This is a genomic window from Longimicrobium sp. (assembly GCF_035474595.1).
Taxonomy (GTDB): Bacteria; Gemmatimonadota; Gemmatimonadetes; order Longimicrobiales; family Longimicrobiaceae; genus Longimicrobium.
The window spans coordinates 72,957-90,528 of the sequence record NZ_DATIND010000091.1 but is presented as its reverse complement, the minus strand read 5'-3'; the positions used below and the strand labels follow the sequence as shown (position 1 = coordinate 90,528).

The 17,572-nt window shown below is 71.5% G+C and carries 15 protein-coding genes and 2 tRNA genes; 9 read left to right on the top strand and 8 right to left on the bottom strand.

All coding sequences use genetic code 11. From position 1 onward, the window contains the following. Positions 1-157: 157 nt before the first annotated feature. From eno to VLK66_RS16675, 4 genes are all read left to right on the top strand, one after another. Complete coding sequence (eno, locus tag VLK66_RS16690) at positions 158-1,435, top strand: phosphopyruvate hydratase (protein WP_325310585.1); 1,278 nt, start codon at positions 158-160, stop codon at positions 1,433-1,435. Beyond that, entirely contained in the window at positions 1,432-1,740 is a 309-nt protein-coding gene (locus VLK66_RS16685; RefSeq protein ID WP_325310584.1) for a septum formation initiator family protein, read from the top strand. Before eno ends, VLK66_RS16685 begins: the two co-directional genes overlap by 4 nt. Before the next feature lie 36 nt (positions 1,741-1,776). Continuing rightward, positions 1,777-1,850, top strand: a tRNA-Met gene (locus VLK66_RS16680). A gap of 38 nt (positions 1,851-1,888) precedes the next feature. Then, positions 1,889-1,962, top strand: a tRNA-Met gene (locus tag VLK66_RS16675). Between the two features lie 163 nt (positions 1,963-2,125). On the opposite strand, the gene VLK66_RS16670 is transcribed toward VLK66_RS16675, so the two are convergent. After that, positions 2,126-2,464, bottom strand: coding sequence for a hypothetical protein (locus VLK66_RS16670; RefSeq protein WP_325310583.1), 339 nt, complete (start codon positions 2,462-2,464; stop codon positions 2,126-2,128). A gap of 452 nt (positions 2,465-2,916) precedes the next feature. Here VLK66_RS16670 and VLK66_RS16665 point away from each other — a divergent pair, with 452 nt between their 5' ends. Further along, positions 2,917-3,225 carry a hypothetical protein gene (locus VLK66_RS16665; RefSeq protein ID WP_325310582.1) on the top strand — a complete coding sequence of 103 codons (309 nt, stop codon included), beginning with the start codon at positions 2,917-2,919 and terminating at the stop codon, positions 3,223-3,225. Between the two features lie 87 nt (positions 3,226-3,312). Here VLK66_RS16665 and VLK66_RS16660 read toward each other — a convergent pair whose 3' ends face one another. The 4 genes from VLK66_RS16660 to VLK66_RS16645 all read right to left on the bottom strand — a co-directional run bounded on the left by VLK66_RS16660 (position 3,313) and on the right by VLK66_RS16645 (position 8,315). Then, positions 3,313-4,830, bottom strand: coding sequence for a trypsin-like peptidase domain-containing protein (locus tag VLK66_RS16660; RefSeq protein WP_325310581.1), 1,518 nt, complete (start codon positions 4,828-4,830; stop codon positions 3,313-3,315). A 410-nt stretch (positions 4,831-5,240) separates the two neighbouring features. Beyond that, positions 5,241-7,202 carry a molecular chaperone DnaK gene (dnaK, locus tag VLK66_RS16655; RefSeq protein WP_325310580.1) on the bottom strand — a complete coding sequence of 654 codons (1,962 nt, stop codon included), beginning with the start codon at positions 7,200-7,202 and terminating at the stop codon, positions 5,241-5,243. Between the two features lie 266 nt (positions 7,203-7,468). Further along, positions 7,469-7,864 carry a hypothetical protein gene (locus VLK66_RS16650; RefSeq protein ID WP_325310579.1) on the bottom strand — a complete coding sequence of 132 codons (396 nt, stop codon included), beginning with the start codon at positions 7,862-7,864 and terminating at the stop codon, positions 7,469-7,471. Position 7,865: 1 nt separating this feature from the next. Beyond that, the gene (locus tag VLK66_RS16645; RefSeq protein WP_325310578.1) at positions 7,866-8,315 is read right to left on the bottom strand and encodes a Panacea domain-containing protein; all 450 of its coding nucleotides are present in this window, start codon (positions 8,313-8,315) and stop codon (positions 7,866-7,868) included. Positions 8,316-8,496: 181 nt separating this feature from the next. On the opposite strand from VLK66_RS16645, the gene VLK66_RS16640 reads away from it, so the two are divergent. The 4 genes from VLK66_RS16640 to VLK66_RS16625 all read left to right on the top strand — a co-directional run bounded on the left by VLK66_RS16640 (position 8,497) and on the right by VLK66_RS16625 (position 13,535). Beyond that, a complete protein-coding gene (locus tag VLK66_RS16640; RefSeq protein WP_325310577.1) occupies positions 8,497-9,351 on the top strand; it encodes a purine-nucleoside phosphorylase in 855 nt (284 codons plus the stop codon). A gap of 243 nt (positions 9,352-9,594) precedes the next feature. Further along, positions 9,595-9,918, top strand: coding sequence for a hypothetical protein (locus VLK66_RS16635; protein ID WP_325310576.1), 324 nt, complete (start codon positions 9,595-9,597; stop codon positions 9,916-9,918). A 3-nt stretch (positions 9,919-9,921) separates the two neighbouring features. Further along, positions 9,922-12,699, top strand: a complete 2,778-nt coding sequence (locus VLK66_RS16630; protein WP_325310575.1) for an adenylate/guanylate cyclase domain-containing protein — start codon at positions 9,922-9,924, stop codon at positions 12,697-12,699. Beyond that, the gene (locus VLK66_RS16625; RefSeq protein ID WP_325310574.1) at positions 12,696-13,535 is read left to right on the top strand and encodes a M48 family metalloprotease; all 840 of its coding nucleotides are present in this window, start codon (positions 12,696-12,698) and stop codon (positions 13,533-13,535) included. The genes VLK66_RS16630 and VLK66_RS16625 overlap by 4 nt, the downstream gene beginning before the upstream one ends. Before the next feature lie 84 nt (positions 13,536-13,619). Here the strand turns inward: VLK66_RS16625 and thiD are convergent, their stop codons facing one another. From thiD to VLK66_RS16610, 3 genes are all read right to left on the bottom strand, one after another. Next, positions 13,620-14,420 carry a bifunctional hydroxymethylpyrimidine kinase/phosphomethylpyrimidine kinase gene (gene thiD, locus VLK66_RS16620; protein WP_325310573.1) on the bottom strand — a complete coding sequence of 267 codons (801 nt, stop codon included), beginning with the start codon at positions 14,418-14,420 and terminating at the stop codon, positions 13,620-13,622. Positions 14,421-14,831: 411 nt separating this feature from the next. Continuing rightward, complete coding sequence (locus tag VLK66_RS16615; RefSeq protein WP_325310572.1) at positions 14,832-15,218, bottom strand: hypothetical protein; 387 nt, start codon at positions 15,216-15,218, stop codon at positions 14,832-14,834. A gap of 210 nt (positions 15,219-15,428) precedes the next feature. Beyond that, positions 15,429-17,276, bottom strand: coding sequence for a PAS domain S-box protein (locus tag VLK66_RS16610; RefSeq protein ID WP_325310571.1), 1,848 nt, complete (start codon positions 17,274-17,276; stop codon positions 15,429-15,431). Positions 17,277-17,572: the final 296 nt, after the last annotated feature.

Here is a 17,572-nt window from a genome sequence, read left to right as displayed (position 1 = left end):
TCTCCGCGTGAGTCCATCGATGCCCGCCGCGCGCGCTTCACACCGAGCGACGATCACGGTCGATGCGCGTTGACACACCACCTCCCGAACCCTACGTTCCGCCCGCTTTCCCGCTGCATTTCTCCAACGAAACCAACGCGTTCCGGGCAGATATCCGATGTCGACCATCCAGCAGGTCCGCGCCCGCGAGATCCTCGACTCGCGCGGCAACCCCACCGTCGAGGCGGACGTCGTCCTGGCCTCGGGCGCCGTGGGCCGCGCCGCCGTTCCCAGCGGCGCCAGCACCGGTGAGCACGAGGCCGTGGAGCTGCGCGACGGCGACAAGGGGCGCTACGGGGGCAAGGGCGTGCGCGACGCCGTCGAGAACGCGAACGGCGAGATCGCCGACGCGCTGGCCGGCCGCGACGCGTACGACCAGGTGGGGCTGGACCGCGCGATGATCGAGCTGGACGGCACCCCCAACAAGGGGCGGCTGGGGGCGAACGCCATCCTCGCCGTCTCCCTGGCCGCCGCCCGCGCCGCCGCCGCCGACTGCGGCCTCCCGCTCTACCGCTACCTGGGCGGCCCGCTGGCGAACGTCCTTCCCGTTCCCATGATGAACATCCTGAACGGCGGGGCGCACGCGGCCAACAACGTGGACTTCCAGGAGTTCATGGTGATGCCCGTGGGCGCCACGACCTTCAGCGAGGGACTGCGGGTGGGCGTGGAGATTTTCCACTCGCTGAAGAAGGTGCTGGCCGGGCAGAAGAAGGGGACCAACGTGGGCGACGAGGGCGGCTTCGCGCCGGACCTGGCCACCAACGAGGAAGCGCTGGAGGTGATCCTCCAGGCCGTCGACCAGGCGGGATACCGCGCGGGCGAGGATGTCGTCCTGGCGCTGGACGTGGCCGCGAGCGAGCTGTACCGCGAAGGCGCGTACGTCTTCCACAAGAGCACGGGCGAGAGGAAGACGGCGGCGGAGATGGTCGAGTTCTACCGCCACTGGACGGAAGCCTACCCCATCCGCTCCATCGAGGACGGGCTGGCCGAGGACGACTGGGACGGGTGGAAGCAGCTCACGGTCGCGCTGGGCGGCACCACCCAGCTGGTGGGCGATGACCTGTTCGTGACCAACACCGAGCGGCTGTCGCGCGGCATCGGGCAGGGCGTGGCGAACGCCATCCTGGTGAAGGTGAACCAGATCGGCACGCTGACCGAGACGCTGGAGTCCATCGAGATGGCGCGCAAGGCCGGCTACAACGCGGTGATGAGCCACCGCTCGGGCGAGACCGAGGACACCTTCATCGCCGACCTGGCGGTGGCCACCGGCGTGGGGCAGATCAAGACGGGCAGCGCCAGCCGCACCGACCGCGTGGCCAAGTACAACCAGCTCCTGCGGATCGAGGAGGAGCTGGGCGCGGCCGCGCGCTACCCGGGCAAGAGCCTGTGGCGGTGAGGCCGCGCGGACGGCACCTGCTGGCGGGCGCCGTCCTGGCGGTGGCGCTGTACTACGCCGTGTGGGGCGGCGAGTTCTCGGCGTTCGACCTGGGGCGCGTGCAGCGCCAGCGGCAGGCGGCGCAGGACTCGGTGGCCCTCATCCGTCGCGAGGCCGACTCGCTGCGCGTGCAGGCGAAGAAGCTGGAGAGCGACCCGGCCACCGTGGAGCGCGTGGCCCGCGAGCGTTTCGGGATGATCCGGGACGGCGAGACGCTGTACCGCTTCGTCCCCGCGGACTCGCCCGCGGTGGCCGCCAAGCCTTGACCCGGGGCGGCCAAAGGCTTAAATTCGTTGCTCTGTCGCGGGGTGGAGCAGCCTGGTAGCTCGTCGGGCTCATAACCCGAAGGTCGCGGGTTCGAATCCCGCCCCCGCTACTCTCGCGAAGGCCGGTCCTCGGGCCGGCCTTCTGCGTGGCAGGGTAGCTCAGCCGGTTAGAGCGTACGACTCATAATCGTAAGGTCGGGGGTTCGAGTCCCCCCCCTGCTACTGCCAAGTGAAGGCCCCGCAGCGTTTACGCCGCGGGGCCTTTGCCGTCTGGCATAACAGTCACGACGGACCGCGACGTCTTGAGCCGGAATTCGAATTCTACTTCGCTCGGAAGGGTCCGCGCGGGAAGGCAGCGTAGCCGCCGCTCTTCCTTCGCCAGCACTCAGGGACAGACGTACACGCAGGATTCCTGCTGGCAGTTCGTCTGGCAGGTGTCGCAGGTGACGTTGCAAGTGGCGTTGCAGGTGCCATAGCACGAGTTGCCGGTGCAGTTGCAACTCCAGTCGCAGGTGCCGTTGCAGCTGGCGTCGCAGGTACCGCCGACGCTGTTGTCGCAGCCGGGGTCGCAACTGATGCCGCAGGTGCCGCCGCCGGAGCAGAGGCACGTGTCGAAGAGCGTTCGAGCGAGCCCCTGTACGGTTCCGCGCCGCGCACCCTCGGACGGATTCGTATCGAACGATTCGACGGCGAGGTGGTCCAGATCGAGCTTCAGCTTGCGCATGGTGTCTCCCGGAGAGCATGGGTTGCCGCAGCCGCAGCCGGCCTTTGCCGACCCGGTACACACAGTCTACGCTGACACACCCATACTGTCTACGCCAATCTCTTCGATTTGCCCCTCTCTTCTACGGACACGAGGAGTTGCAGACTCCGTAGGGGAATGATCCCGGTCGCCAGAACCACGGGAGGGCGGTGCTTCGATGCGCCGCCTCTTTATCGTCATCACATTGCGAGGGATCAGCGTCTCGGGTCGTAGCAGTCACCAGCGGCGGCCGCAGGCGGTCTCGCGCTCCCAGCCGATGGCTGGATAGCCGGGTAACCGGAGAAGTCGATCGTCCCAGCGCTGGCGCGGAGGTGATGCGGCGCGCCCGTTCCGCGTCAAATCTGGCGGGGTGGAGCGGTGGCCCGTATTTTCCCGTCCACTTCCGTAGGGTCCCATCCCAAGAGGAGCGAAGCGTGGTTCTCTGCCGAAAGTGCGCCCACACCGTCACTGCGGCCATGCTGAGCTGCCCGCGCTGCGGGTACTCGCTTCCGTACTGGCGCTCGCGCCGGTGGCGCATCCGGATGAACCTGGCCGGCGCCACCCACGGCAAGACGTGCCCGCGCTGCCAGCGGCCCACCACCCGCCGCCCCTCGCCGGCGTGGGTGAAGCCGATCCGGCTGGCGACCGGGCACCGCTGCAGCTACCGCAACTGCGACGGGTGCGGATGGCACGGCGTGGCCTTCCACGCCCGCACGGTGACGCGCCAGCGGCGGCCGGCGTAGCGAGATCCATCGGTCGACGGACGAAGAAGCGGGGCCGCCGGATCGTTCCGGCGGCCCCGCTGTCGATCTTTCATCCCCCCAACGGCCTCACTCGGGAAGGCGCACGTTCAGGATCGAGCGCTGCTGGCCGGCCTGCACCTGCAGCGACACGATGTCGCCCGCGCGCTTGCGGGCCATCGCCGCGCGGAAGGCGGCGACGTCGTTCACCGCCTGCCCGTCCACCGCCACAATGCGCATCCCCTCCTGCAGCCCGCCGCGTGCGCCGGGGCCGTACGGCTGCACGTCGGTGACCACCAGGCCCCCGGCGGTGGTGTACCCCAGCCGGCGCGCCACGTCGGCGGTGAGCGGACCCACGGCCACGCCCAGCTTCCCGCCCTCGGCATCGGGCGCGGCGGCGGGCCGGTCGTCCTGGGCCACGCGCCGGGTGGAGTCGGTCTGCGCCTGGATCAGCGTGACCTTCAGCTGCCGGCGCTGGCCGTAGCGGATCACGTCCAGCGTCACCTGGTCGCCCGGGTGGTAGCCGGCGATCACGCGCTGGAACTGGCCCACGCGCTGGATCGGCTTCCCGTCCACCGCCACGATCACGTCGCCCTGCCGCATCCCGGCGCGCTCGGCGGGGGAGCTGGGGGTGAAGTCCTGCGCCACCACGCCCTGGATGCGCTCGAGCCGGAAGACCTCGGCGTCCTCGGGGGTGACCTCGGTGATCTGCACGCCCAGCGCGGGGCGGCGCACCTCGTGGTAACGGATCAGGTCGTCGGAGATGCGGCGCGCCAGGTCCACCGGCACCGCGAACCCGTACCCCGAGTAGAACCCGGTGCGCGAGGCGATGGCCGAGTTCACGCCCACCACCTCGCCGCGCAGGTTCACCAGCGGCCCGCCGGAGTTGCCGGGGTTGATGGGGGCGTCGGTCTGGATGAAGTCCTCGATGGCCCAGCGGCTCCCCGACGTCTGGCCGATGATCCCCAGCCCGCGCCCCTTGGCGCTGATGATCCCCGAGGTGACCGTGGTGCCCAGGTCCAGCGGGTTGCCGATGGCCAGCACCCACTCGCCGATGCGCGCGTTCTCCGAGCTTCCCAGCCGCACCGTGGGCAGCCCCGACGCCGAGACCTTGATCACCGCGATGTCGGTCAGCGGGTCGCGGCCCACCACGGTGGCGTGAAGGTGCCGGTTGTCCTGCAGCACCACGTCGATCTTGTCGGCCCCCTCCACCACATGGTTGTTGGTGAGGATGTAGCCATCGGGCGAGATGATGAAGCCGGAGCCGCGCGACTCCTGCGGCGCGTTCTGGTCGGGGCGGATTCCCGGGAACATGCGCCGGAACTCCTCGGGGATCTGGCTGTCCTCGTCGCCGCCTCCGCCCCTGCGCGGCTCGCGCTCGGTGTCGATCGACACCACCGCCGGCGTCACCGACTCGGCGATGGAGATGAAGGCGTCGCTCAGGTCGGCCACCGGCTTCACGTCGGAGCGGCTGGGCGCCTCCTGCAGGAACGCCGCGGCGTGCCCGCCGGGGGTAAGGTTCAGCCCGGATGCCAGCAGCACGCCGCCGGTGAAGGCCACGGCGGTGGCGGCGATCAGCGTGAGCTTGGTGCGAACGGGATCGGGCATGGGGTCTTTCGGGTTGAGCGGTCTCGATGATTCGTGCGCGGCGCATTGCACCGCATCTAAACTGCTCGCGGCGGCGCAAGCGCGGTAGGGGGCCCCATTAGCGGAGGATTAGCCGGGCTAAGAAATTAGCCGGACTCGCTGCCTCCGATCCGGGCAGATACGCGTCGTTCGACCACGACATCCCTCGATCTCACGCGGAGACGCGGAGACGCGGGGAATTCGTCACGGCGCGCAGTTCTCCGCGACTCCGCGTCTCCGCGTGAGAAATCACCGTTGGGCAGACGCGGAGATGGATGGACTTACGTCCGCATGGAATCTCCCGTACTTCCGTACTCTCGTACTGAAGAAAACCGGCCCCGCCTCCCAACCCGGGAAGCGGGGCCGATCTCCATCACCCGCGCGAGGACGGATTACTTGTTGTCGTCCACGATCTCGTAGTCCGCCTCGACCACGTCGTCCTGCGGGCGGGCGCCGGCCTGCGACGTCGCGTCGCCCTCGAAGCCCGCGCCGGCGGTGGCGCCGCCGCTGAAGCCCGCGTCGGCGCCGCCCTGCGCGCCGGCCGCCTGCTGCGCGGCGTAGATCTGCGCGCCGGCCGCGCTGTAGGCCTGCTGAAGCGCCTCGGTGGCGCTGCGCACCTCGCCCACGTCGTCCTGCTTCAGCGCCTTGCGCGCGCGCTCCAGCGCCTCGTCGAGCGAGGTGCGGGTGGGCTGGTCGAGCTTCTCCTCCCACTCCTTCTTGTTCTTCTCCACCTCGTAGACCATCGAGTCCAGGCGGTTGCGCGACTCCACCTGCTCGCGCCGCTGCTTGTCCTCGCCGGCGTGGCTCTCGGCGTCCTTCACCATCCGGTCGATCTCGCCCTCCGACAGCCCGCTGCTGGCCTCGATGCGGATCTTCTGCTCCTTGCCGGTGGCGCGGTCCTTGGCCGACACGTGCAGGATGCCGTTGGCGTCGATGTCGAACGTGACCTCCACCTGCGGCATCCCGCGCGGCGCCGGCGGCAGGCCGGCGAGCTGGAACTTGCCGATGGTCTTGTTATACATGGCCAGCTCGCGCTCGCCCTGCAGCACGTGGATCTCCACCGTGCTCTGGTTGTCCTCGGCGGTCGAGAACACCTCGCTCTTCTTGGTGGGGATGGTGGTGTTGCGCTCGATGAGCTTGGTGAACACCCCGCCCAGCGTCTCGATGCCCAGCGACAGCGGCGTCACGTCCAGCAGCAGCACGTCCTTCACGTCGCCGGCCAGCACGCCGCCCTGGATGGCCGCGCCCACCGCCACCACCTCGTCGGGGTTCACGCCGCGGTGCGGGTCCTTGCCGAAGAACTTCTTCACCTCTTCCTGGATGCGGGGGATGCGGGTGCTCCCGCCCACCAGGATGACCTCGTCGATGTCGCCCGGCTTCAGCCCCGCGTCGTCCAGCGCCTTCTGCATGGGGGGGATGGTGCGCTGCACCAGGTCGTCCACCAGCTGCTCGAAGCGGGCGCGGGTGAGCGTCACGTTCAGGTGCTTGGGCCCCTCCTGCGTGGCGGTGATGAAGGGCAGGTTGATGTCGGTCGACGCGGTGGTCGACAGCTCCATCTTGGCCTTCTCCGCCGCCTCCTTCAGGCGCTGCAGCGCCATGGGGTCCTTGGACAGGTCGATCCCCTGGTCCTTCTTGAACTCCTCCACCAGCCACTCGATGATGCGCTGGTCGAAGTCGTCGCCGCCCAGGTGCGTGTCGCCGTTGGTGGCCTTCACCTCGAACACGCCCTCGCCCAGCTCCAGGATCGAGATGTCGTAGGTGCCGCCGCCCAGGTCGTACACGGCGATCTTCTCGTCCTTCTTCTTGTCCAGCCCGTACGCAAGCGCGGCCGCGGTGGGCTCGTTGATGATGCGCAGCACTTCGAGGCCGGCGATCTTGCCGGCGTCCTTGGTGGCCTGCCGCTGTGCGTCGTTGAAGTACGCGGGAACGGTGACCACGGCCTGCGTGACCGTCTGCCCCAGGTAGTCCTCGGCGGTCTGCTTCATCTTCTGCAGGATCATCGCCGAGATCTCGGGCGGGGAGAAGGTCTTGTCGCCCGCGTTGGGCACCTTCACCATCGCCAGCCCGTTGGGGCCGCTGACGACCTCGTAGGGGACGATCTTCTCCTCGCTCTTCACCTCGGACTCCTTGCGTCCCATGAAGCGCTTGATGGAGAAGAGGGTGTTCTTGGGGTTCGTGATCGCCTGGCGGCGCGCCACCTGCCCCACCAGCCGCTCGCCGTCCTTGGTGAACGCCACCACCGACGGGGTGGTGCGCCCGCCCTCGGCGTTGGGGATGACGACGGGGTCGCCGCCTTCCATCACGGCGACCACGGAGTTGGTGGTACCCAGGTCGATCCCAATGACCTTGGCCATGGGTTCTCCTTCGGATTGTCGGATTCGCGGTTGAAGTGCGCCCGCGGGCAATCTCATCCCCCGGGCGCGGAATTGCTGCCCGGGTGAAGAGCAACGCATATGCCAAGTGTTTGTGCCCGTTTTCCTGCGATTCCGACAGTTCCGCACCCCGCCACCCGCCATTTCGGCGGTGCCTCCGCCGCCCCGGTCCGGAACGGCGAGCGGCGCCCCCGTCCGAAGGCGCCGCTCTGATCTCCATCGTTGTCGATGCCATCACTCTCGCCGCATCAGTTCCCCGGATACAGGTTGTGCTCCGGGTCGAGCCAGCGGACGTAGAAGGTGTCCTCGAAGAGAAATCCGTGAACCCTGCCGTGCGCGTTCGCCGAAAGCGCGAACTGCCAGGCGATCTCGTCCGCGCGTACACCGCGGATCCCGAATCCCGGCACGGCAACGCGCGGGTCGCTGAAGTCAATCGGGTGGACGCGGAGCGTCCCGGACCGCCGGGCGCGGAACTCTTCGGCCGAGAGGGAGGACAACTCGTGGAGCCGCTTCAGCAGCAGGTGGAAATACCCGGCTCCGCATCGGGCGAGGCTGAAGGCGGGATGCGTAGTGTCCAGGTAGCGGAACGAGAACCGGAGGCGCTCCGGCTCTACCATGCGCACGAGCTCCAGCCGCCGGCGCATGTCAGGCGGCCTCCGCGAGCTGGCGGAAGTATTCACGCATCTCGGCCTCGTCGAGCTCCACCTCGCAGGGGTCGGCGAGATCGAACCCGTGGTGCGCGCTCGCCCACGGGGACTCCCGGTGCGTCATCGAGCCGAGCTGATACTCGTCGAGCGAGCCGTACTGCTCGACGACGTTGCGGAGGAGCGGCTCGAGCGCCGCGGGAATCTCGGGCGCGGCGCCCAAGGCGATGTCGCGGATGCCGAACGGCTTGAACTTCCAGTAAAGACGGGGGATGGCGGGCCCGGTCATCCACGCCTGGAACTTCTCGGGGAAGAGGGGCTCGTCGTGCAGGGCCAGGTGCCAGGCCTGCGCGTAGTAGAGCAGCGCCTGCAGCTTCAGGTTGTTCACCGGCTCGCCGCGCTGGTGGGCGAGCGCGATCAGGTAGTCGGCGACGGCGTCCGCGCTGGTCATCGTTCCACCGGATTGAAGATGAACGAAGGAGCGGAAGGGAGGGCGAATCCTAATCACCCGCCCGGCGGCGGTCAAGACGCGCCGTCGCGTGCAGCCGGAAGCGGCCACCGGCGGCACATCCAGCGTTGACGGTGGCGCCGCCCGCGGCTATCGTGCCGCCCTCACCCGCAACCGAGGACGCATGACGCACCCGGCCCCCATCCACGACACGGTCCACTTCCTCCGCGAGCGCATCACCCGCGCGCCGCACGCCGTGCTGGTGCTGGGCAGCGGGCTGGGCGGGCTGGCGGACGAGATCGAGGACCCGGTCGCCATCCCCTTCGACCAGATCCCCGGCTTCCCGCGGCGGACGCAGGAGCTGGCCGGGCACGCGGGGCGCCTGGTCGCCGGGCGGCTGGAGGGCGTGGAGGTGGCGGCCATGCAGGGGCGCTTCCACCTGTACGAGGGGTGGTCGCCGGCGGACGTGGCGCTTCCCGTGCGCGCCCTCGCCGCGCTGGGCGCGGAGGTGATGCTGCTGACCAACGCCGCCGGCGGGCTGCGGCCGGGGATGCAGCCGGGCGACCTGATGCTCATGGCCGACCACATCAACCTGATGTGGAAGAACCCGCTGGCCGGGCAGGTGGTTCCCGGCGAGCAGCGCTTTCCCGACATGTCGGACCCGTACGACCGCGGCTTCCGCGCCGAGGCCGAGGCCGCCGCGCTGGAGCTCGGCATCCCCATCACCCAGGGGGTGTACGCGGCGCTGCTGGGGCCCAGCTACGAGACGCCGGCGGAGATCCGCATGCTGGGCCGCCTGGGCGCCGACGCGGTGGGGATGTCGACCGTGCCCGAGGTGCTGGTGGCGCGGGCGATGGGGATGAAGTGCCTGGGGATCTCGTGCATCACCAACCTGGCCGCGGGGCTGGGCGGCGCCGTGCTGAGCCACGACGAGGTGATGGAGGTGGGCGCGCGCGTCCGCGACCGCCTGGCCGCCCTGGTCCGCGGGGTGCTGCCGCGCGTGGCCGGGCTGAACCTGGCAAGCGAGGCCGCGGCGTAGCGGGATCTCCATCCCGTCGCCCTCCCCGCCGTCCGTCCGTTCGCGGCGGCGCGAAGAGTTGGGCCGCAACGACTTCCCCCCGCATCACCACTCTGGCGTCCGGCGGCGCGCGGCGGCAGATTGCGATTGTGCGCCGCATCTCCCGCCCGGCGCAGCCGCAAACTTTCCCGCCGTACCATCCGTAGCGGTGCCCGACGCCTCGTTCCGCGTCCATCGCCGACCACCGGATATCGCGAGATCCCGATGATTCCTGGAGAGCTTCTGGGCCTGACCGCCATTGTCATCGGCGGGCTGGCCATCCTCATCCCCATTGCCGGCCTCACCGCCCGCGTGGCGCTGAAACCGATCGTGGAGGCCATGGCGCGCTACCGCGAGCTGAAGGGCACCGAGGACACCGTCGACCTGCTGGAGCGCCGCATCGGCCTGATCGAGCAGCAGCTGGATGGGGTGGACCGGTCGCTGCGCGTGCTGGTGGAGGATGCCGACTTCCGCCGCCGGCTCGAAGCCACCTCCCCCGCGGCCGCAGCGGCGCTCCCGTCTTCGTCGTCTCCCGAGCGAGTGGCGTAGGCGATGGCGGACCCGCAGCTCCGGTCGAAGCGGCTGCGCAGGCTGGGGCGCGGCGCCGCGGTGGGGCTGGCGACCTCGGTGCTCGTCCTGGCGCTGCGCGGCACCTCGCTGATGCGCCAGTCGGAGGGCGCGGTATACGACGCCATGACGCGCACGCTGGCCGACCCGTCGCGCGCGTCGAAGGACATCGTCATCGCCGCGATCGACGACCGCAGCCTGGCCGAGCTGGCGCCGAGCGTGGGCAGGTGGCCCTGGCCGCGCAGCGCGCACGCCGAGGCGCTGCGCTTCCTGAACTACGCCGGCGCGAAGCTGGTCGTCTACGACGTTCAGTTCCCCGAGGCCGACCTGGATGCGGCCAGCGACTCGGACTTCGCGGAGGCGATGGCGGAGGCGGGGAACGCGGTGCTGCCGATGGCGCTGGCGCCGGAGCGCCCGTCGTCGGAAGGGGTCCGCGCCGGCGCGTCGGGCGAGGCTGAAACGGAGCGGTTCGCGCTGCGGGTGCGCGGGCGACTCCGTCCCGCCGAGCAGGCATTCGAGCTGGCGCCGACGCCGCTGCTGGCCCGCGGCGCCGCCGGGATCGGCTCGATCGCGCTGAACCAGGGCGCGGTGGGCGCCACCGTGCGCCACGAGCGGCTGGTGTGGCGCCACGGCGGACGCCTCTACCCGTCGCTCGCGTACGCGGCGGCGCGGCTGGCCGATTCGGCGCGCTACGGCGGTCCGCTCGTGCTGGGTGCGGACCGGCTGGCGGCGCGCGAGCGGCCGGACGGGCGGGGGACGGCGGTGCCGCTGGACGCGGGGGAGATGCTGCTGCGCTGGCGCGGCCCCTTCGCGCGGCAGACGTACCCCGTGTACTCGTACTCGCGGCTGGTGCTGTCGTACGAGGACGTCTTCCACGGCCGCCCGCCCGCGATCCCCCCGGCGGAGCTGAAGGGGAAGATCGTGCTGGTGGCGGTGACGTCGAGCGGGCTGTACGACCTGCGCCGCACACCGTTCGGGGGCACGGAGCCGGGGGTGATGATCCACGCCACCGCGCTCGACAACCTGCTCCGCGGCGACTTCATGCGCCGCGCGGACGCGTCGTGGAACTGGCTCGGCGTGGTGGCGGCCGCGATGGCCACGGCGATCGCGGTGGCGGTGGTGGGCTCGGCGGTGTGGGGGACGCTGGCCGCGGGGCTTCTCCTCCTCTTCGCCGTCGGCGCCAGCGCGCTGGCCTTCGCCGGCGGCGTGTGGCTGGATGCGGCGGCCCCCGCGCTGGGCGGCGCGCTGGCGTACGCGGGGGCGATGGCGATGAACTACGTGACCGAGGGGCGCGAGCGGCGCCGCGTGCGCGACATGTTCAGCCGCTTCGTGGACCCGCACGTGGTGGGCCGGCTGGCGGACGCCGGCGAGTCGCTGAAGCTGGGCGGGCAGCGCGTTCCGCTCACCATCCTGTTCAGCGACATCCGCGGCTTCACTTCGCTTTCCGAGCGGCTTCCCGCCGAGACGGTGGTGGCCACGCTTAACGAGTACCTGGGGGCGATGACCGACATCGTGTTCAGGCACGGGGGGACGATCGACAAGTTCATCGGCGACGCGGTGATGGCGTTCTGGGGCGCCCCGCTTCCCGCGGCGGACCACGCGCGGCGCGCGGCCGACTGCGCGCTGGAGATGATCGAGACGCTGGAGCGGCTGAACCGCGGGTGGGCGGCCGACGGGCGGGGTGCCGGGCTGGCCATCGGCATCGGCATCAACACCGGCGAGGCGGTGGTGGGGATGATCGGCTCGCTGAAGCACAAGCTGGACTACACCGCCATCGGCGACGCGGTGAACCTGGCCAGCCGGCTGGAGTCGCTGAACAAGGACATGGGGACCACCATCATCATCAGCGACGCCGTTCGTACCTATCTCGGCGACGGCTACGACGCGGCGCCGCTGCGGGAGGTTCACGTGAAGGGAAAGGAGCAGGCCGTGCTCGTTCACGAACTGAAGGGCCGCCGCCGCGCGGCACCCGCGACCCTGCCCGGAGCCGCGAAGGCGGTGGTGACGGCGGGGCTCGCCGCTCTGCTGCTGGCGCTGGCGCCGCACGACGCCGCCGCGCAGGGCAAGCAGCGGTGGACCGACCGCGTGTACCAGCCCGGGCGCTGGCAGCGCGGACAGCTGGTGGCCATGAGCGTCACCAATCCCGCCGCGGCGGACTCGCTGGCCCTGGTCGCGCAGGTGGAGGGGTACGCCAAGGCGCCGCGCTGGCGCGCCGAGGTGCGCCGCGTGGGCGCCAACGGGCAGCTGGGCGAGCCGCTGGTGCTGGTGGCAGAGCGCAACCGCGTGCAGGTGGTCACCGGCGTGGCCGCCGCGCCGCTGGAGCAGAACGCGGCCAAGGACGACCCGCTGGTGCAGGCGGTGGTGGCGCAGTTCGACGCGGCCGGCGCGCTGAGGCAGCCCGGCGCGGGGCGGATCGTGCAGCGCGCCGCGGGAAAGGTGGCGCGGGTGATGGTGCGCCGCCCCGCGCTGCAGAGCGACTTCCCCGACGCGCTGCTGGCCATGAGCCGCGGCCGGCGGACGATGAACGACCTGGTGCAGCGGACCACGGGGAACGTGGCCGCGAACCGGACCGCCAGCCTGGCGCCCACGGCCGGGGCGCGCGGCGTGACGGTGCAGACGCCGTCGGGCTCCATCAACGTCACCCCGGATCCCGCCGCCGTCGCGGCGATGGACCGGCGCACCACCGACGCGGTGGCGATCGACGACTTCGTGCGCCAGGGACACCTGGAGCAGCCGGTTCCCGTGAAGGAGGACACGCAATGAGACGCGCGATTCTCATCTCCGCCGCGGTCGTCCTGGCGATTCCCGCCGTGGGGACGCCGGGCGCCGCGCAGCGCGGGGTGCTGGGCTCGGTCCGGCGCGCGGCACAGGGCGCGGCCGTGGGCTCGTTCGCCATCGGGCTGGACAAGGAGCGCGAGATCGGGCGCGGCGTGGCGGCCACCGTGGCCGGGCGCTGGCACGTGGTGAACGACGCCGCGCTGAACGACTACGTGAACAGCGTCGGCACGGTGGTGGCCCAGCAGTCGCCGCGCTTCACCGAGCTCCCCTTCCGCTTCGCGGTGCTGGACACGGACGAGATCAACGCCTTCGCCACCCCCGGCGGCTACGTGTTCGTTACGCGCGGCGCGCTGGAGCTGATGGAGAGCGAGGCGGAGCTGGCCGGCGTCCTGGCGCACGAGGTGGCGCACGTGGACCGCAAGCACGTGCTGGAGCAGCTGCGCAAGCAGAACATGCTGCAGGGCGCGCAGAGCGAGGCGGACCTGAACGGGTTCCTGCTGGACCAGGCGGTGGGCCGGCTCACCAGCGTGATCTTCACCGGGCTGGGGCGCGGCGACGAACTGGAGAGCGACTCGATCGGGATGATCTACGCAGCGGCCTCGGGCTACCGTCCCGACGGGCTGGTGACGTTCGTCCGCAAGCTGCAGCAGAACGAGACCAATCCGCGCCGCGGCCGCTTCCTGGCGGAGATGAAGGCGACGCACCCAGCCGCTTCCGAGCGTGTCACCGCGCTGGAGCGGCAGGCCGCCGCCGCCCACCTGGACCCCGGCAGCGGCCAGCTGCTGGCGGACCGCTTCCGCCGCTTCGTCCGGCGCCGGTAGGGACGAACCGGAGGATTCCACGCAGAAAAGCAGGGCAGCGGAGAGAACTCCTCCGCTGCCCTGCTTTTTCGTGTAACCCTGCGTTTAGAGGCCCGGGCCCGCGACCATGTGGTTCAGCGGTCCGTGTCCGCCGCCGAAGCCCGGCGCGGCGGCGATGGCGCGCTGCACGTACTCGAGCGCGTCCTCCACCGCGCGGGCGAGGGGGCGGCCGTGCGCCAGCCCCGCGGCGGCGGCGGCGGAAAGGGTGCAGCCGGTGCCGTGCGTGTTGCGCGTCGCCAGCTTGGGGCGGCGCCAGGTGTGCCACTCGCGCCCGTCGAAGAGCACGTCCACCAGCTCGTCGGCGCGGAGGTGGCCGCCCTTCAGCAGCGCGGCCTTCGCACCCATCTCCACCAGCGCCTCGGCGGCGCGGCGCATGGCGGGCTCGTCCTCCACCGGCGCGCCGACCAGGATCGCCGCCTCGTCCAGGTTGGGGGTGACGAGGGTGGCGAGCGGGATCAGCTCCTCCACGATGGTCCGCTCGGCGTCCGCGTCCAGCAGCCGGTCGCCGCTGGTGGCCACCATCACCGGGTCCAGCACGTAGTTCGGGAGATGGTGTTCGCGGATGGATTCGGCGACGGCGCGGACGAGGGCGGCGGTGGCGAGCATCCCCGTCTTGCAGGCGGCGGGCGGAAGGTCGGTCGCGACTGCGCGGATCTGCGCCTGGACGACGTCGATGGGGATGGGGTGCACGCCGGTGACGCCGAGCGTGTTCTGCACGGTGATGGCGGTGATGGCGCTGGTGCCGAACACGCCGAAGGCGTGGAAGCTCTTCAGGTCCGCCTGGATCCCCGCGCCGCCGCCGGAATCCGAGCCGGCGATGGTCAGGGCGATGGGAATCACGCTCATCCGCGGCTTTCGTCGGGTGGATCGATCGGGAGCGGGGAAGAGGGACGATGGACGGTGCGCGCGCAAGGGCTCCCCCATCTACCGAAGCAGTTCCCAACCCTGAAAGTGCGCGGGCTGGCCTTCGTCACCGGCGGCTGAAGCCGCAGCAACAACCACGGGAAGCCTCGCAAACTGCGCGAGGCTGTTCGGCTCGGATGCTGGTTTCGGCCGCGGGGGAACGCCTCCCCTCTCATCGGGGAAGCGCAATTCGGACTCCGGATTCTGCTTCATCTGCCGAAACACCCCGCGAGCAGCCGCCCGTGGGGTGTTCCGGTTCATCCGGTGGGAGGCGGGCGGCGGCGGGGACTCCAATCCGTTGCGACCCCCGCCGATTGCTCGACGGGCGCCGCCGCCCGCCTCCAGAAGCTCATGTCAGGGCGTGGTGCCGGTGCCCGTGCCGGTGGTTCCGCCCGAGCCGGTGGTGCCGGTGCCCGCAGGCCCAGTGCCGGTGGTTCCCGTAGTGCCCGTCCCGGTCGTGCCGGTAGCGCCGGCGCCGGTCGCGTCGGTGCCCGCGCCCGTGGTGCCGGTGCCGGTGGTGGCGCCGGTCGCGGCGGTGCTGTCCATCGGCGGGGTGGTGACCGTGCCCGGGGCGCCGGCGCCGGTGCTCGCTCCCGCCGCGGCGCCGCTCATGCTGCCGGTGGTGTCGGCGCCGGTGCCCGTGTCCGAGCCGCCTCCGCTCTGGTCATCGCCCTTGCCGCACGCCGCGATGGCCACGAGCGAGGCCAGGGCGAACGTGGGGACCATCCGCTTTACCTTCATGCGTGCTCCTGTGTAACGAGTGGTGAGTTCGTGCCGCCGAATCGGCGCGCTCCCTCGCGCAGGCCCCGCTCCCGGCGCGGTGCAGGCCGTCCGGCCCCGAAACGGAGTGCTACAGCCGTTTGCCATGAACCCATGACGGACAGAAAAGCGCGGAGCCGCGGAGAAAGTCGGGGCTTTCTCCGCGGCTCCGCGTGGGTCCGAAGCGGCGTTTCAGTTCCGCGCGTCGCGGGGGAGCATGTTGGCGCGCACCAGCAGCCGCGCCAGCGTCCGCACCGAGACGGGCGCGACGAAGTGCGTGGCGGGAACCAGGAGCCGCAGCTTGCGCGACACCTGCTCGCGCGCGGCCAGGGTGGCCAGCACCGGCGTGTCCAGGTCGAGCTGCTCCACCGCCGCGTGTTCGGAGGCCGGGACCACCTGGATCGCGGCGCCGCCCGCCAGCGCGCGCAGCCGCTCGCCGAAGGCGGGGTCCGCCACCAGCGCGGTCAGCGGCCGCCTGGAGACGCACTCCTCGACCGCGGCCACCACCTCGGGGCTCAGCCGCGCGATGACCAGCGGCTTCCCTTCGGCCTGGCAGGCGGCGGCCAGCTCGTGCCCGTGGAAGTGCGTGGTGACCACCAGGTCGGCATCGCGCAGCGCCTCGGCCAGCTCGCGGCGGCCGTCGGCGCCGGGGCGCAGGGCCACGGGCACCGGCTGCATCCCCCACTGGTGCTCCATCTCGTGGCAGAGCGCGGCGCGGGCGTCGGTGGTGGCGTCCACGCAGGCGCAGCGGAGCGGGACCGCGGCCGTCCACCGCCGCACCAGGTCCGGCAGCCCGGGAACGCGCACCTGCAGCCCGGCCGCCTGCTCCAGCACCCCGGCCAGCCACTCGGCCGTCTCGCCCAGCTCCGGATCGCACTCCGACGGCGGGGCCGCCACGCGCACGCCCTTGCGGTAGCGTACCTCCACGAAGCCCGCGGCCGACAGGCGGCGGTACGCGCCGGCCACGATGCGGTGGTCGATCCCGGTCTCCTGCGCGGCGTCGCGGATGCTGGGAAGGCGGTCGCCCGCGCGCAGGTAGCCGGCATGCAGCCCCGCGGCGATCCCGTCGCGCAGGCGGTCGGCCAGCGTGCCCACGGTGGCGCCTTCCAGCAGCACGCGGCGCATCTCCGCCTCGGTCCAGCGCTGCTCGGGCGGAGCGCCGCCGGCGGCCGGGCGGATCACCGACACGGTGCCGCGTGCCTTGCCGCCCGCGTCCACCAGCGGCGCCAGGAAGAGCTCCACGGGAAGCGGGTCGCCCTCGCGGCGCTCGGCCACCGCGGCCACGCGCGACGGGGCGGCGGCCTCGCTGCGGGCGCCCGAGCGCACGGCGGCCAGCACCGCGGCCACCTCGTCGCCCACCGCGGGGTTCTGGCGGCCCACGACCTCGTCCTCGCCCCACCCCAGCAGCGCCGCGGCGGCGCGGTTCCAGACGAGGACGGTGCCGTCCAGGTCCATGGCCGCCACGGCCTCGGGAAGCGAATCCATCGTGGCGCGCAGCACCGCCGTCTGCTCGCGGAGCCCGGCCTCCTCGGCGCGGCGCTCGGTGACGTCGGCCAGCCGCCAGCCGAACGACATCCCGTCGGACTCGGGGACGGGCCAGACGCTGGCCTCCACCTCCAGCGGGAGGCGGGCGCGGGGCTGCAGCGTGAGCGTGCAGGCGCGCGGCGCGGCCTCGCGCGAGAGGTGGTTCAGCAGGGTGCGGAAGGGCTTGCGCGCCTCCTCGGCCACGAACACCGCCAGCGGCTTTCCGGCCAGGTCGGGCGGGCGCACGCCCAGCAGCGCCCCCGCGGCCGCGTTCGCGTACAGCAGCATCCCCATCCCGTCGGTCAGCACCAGCGGGAAGGGCGCCGCGGTGAAGGCGTCGCGCAGCCGGGCGGCCTCGGCCTCTTCGGGGGTGCGCGCGGCGTGGCTGGTCTCCAGCGCCTCGGCCACCTCCTCCTGCGTCACGCGAAGCTCCTCCACCGCCACCCGCAGCTCCTCCACCGTCTGCTCCAGCAGGTGATGGAACACCACCGGCTCGCGTGGCCCGGCTCCCCGCATGCGGGGCTCTATGTCTCTCAGGAACTGGTCGAGGGAATGATAGTCTTGCATGAGTCGGGTTCTGCCGGAGCTGGAAGGACCGGCGGAGAACGGCAGCGGTCCGCGGGCCAGGGTAGACAAAGGGACGCGCAAGAAACCGGCCATGAAACAGGCCGGAAGCCCCTGTCTGCTCCGTGCATGTGGAATGCAAACAGATGGTTGTGGGGAAGCTCCCCGACACGGAACGGGAGCGGCTTCGCCACCCGTGCCCGCCTTCCCCGAATCCGTCACCCGGGGATGGGGAATAATCCTGACGC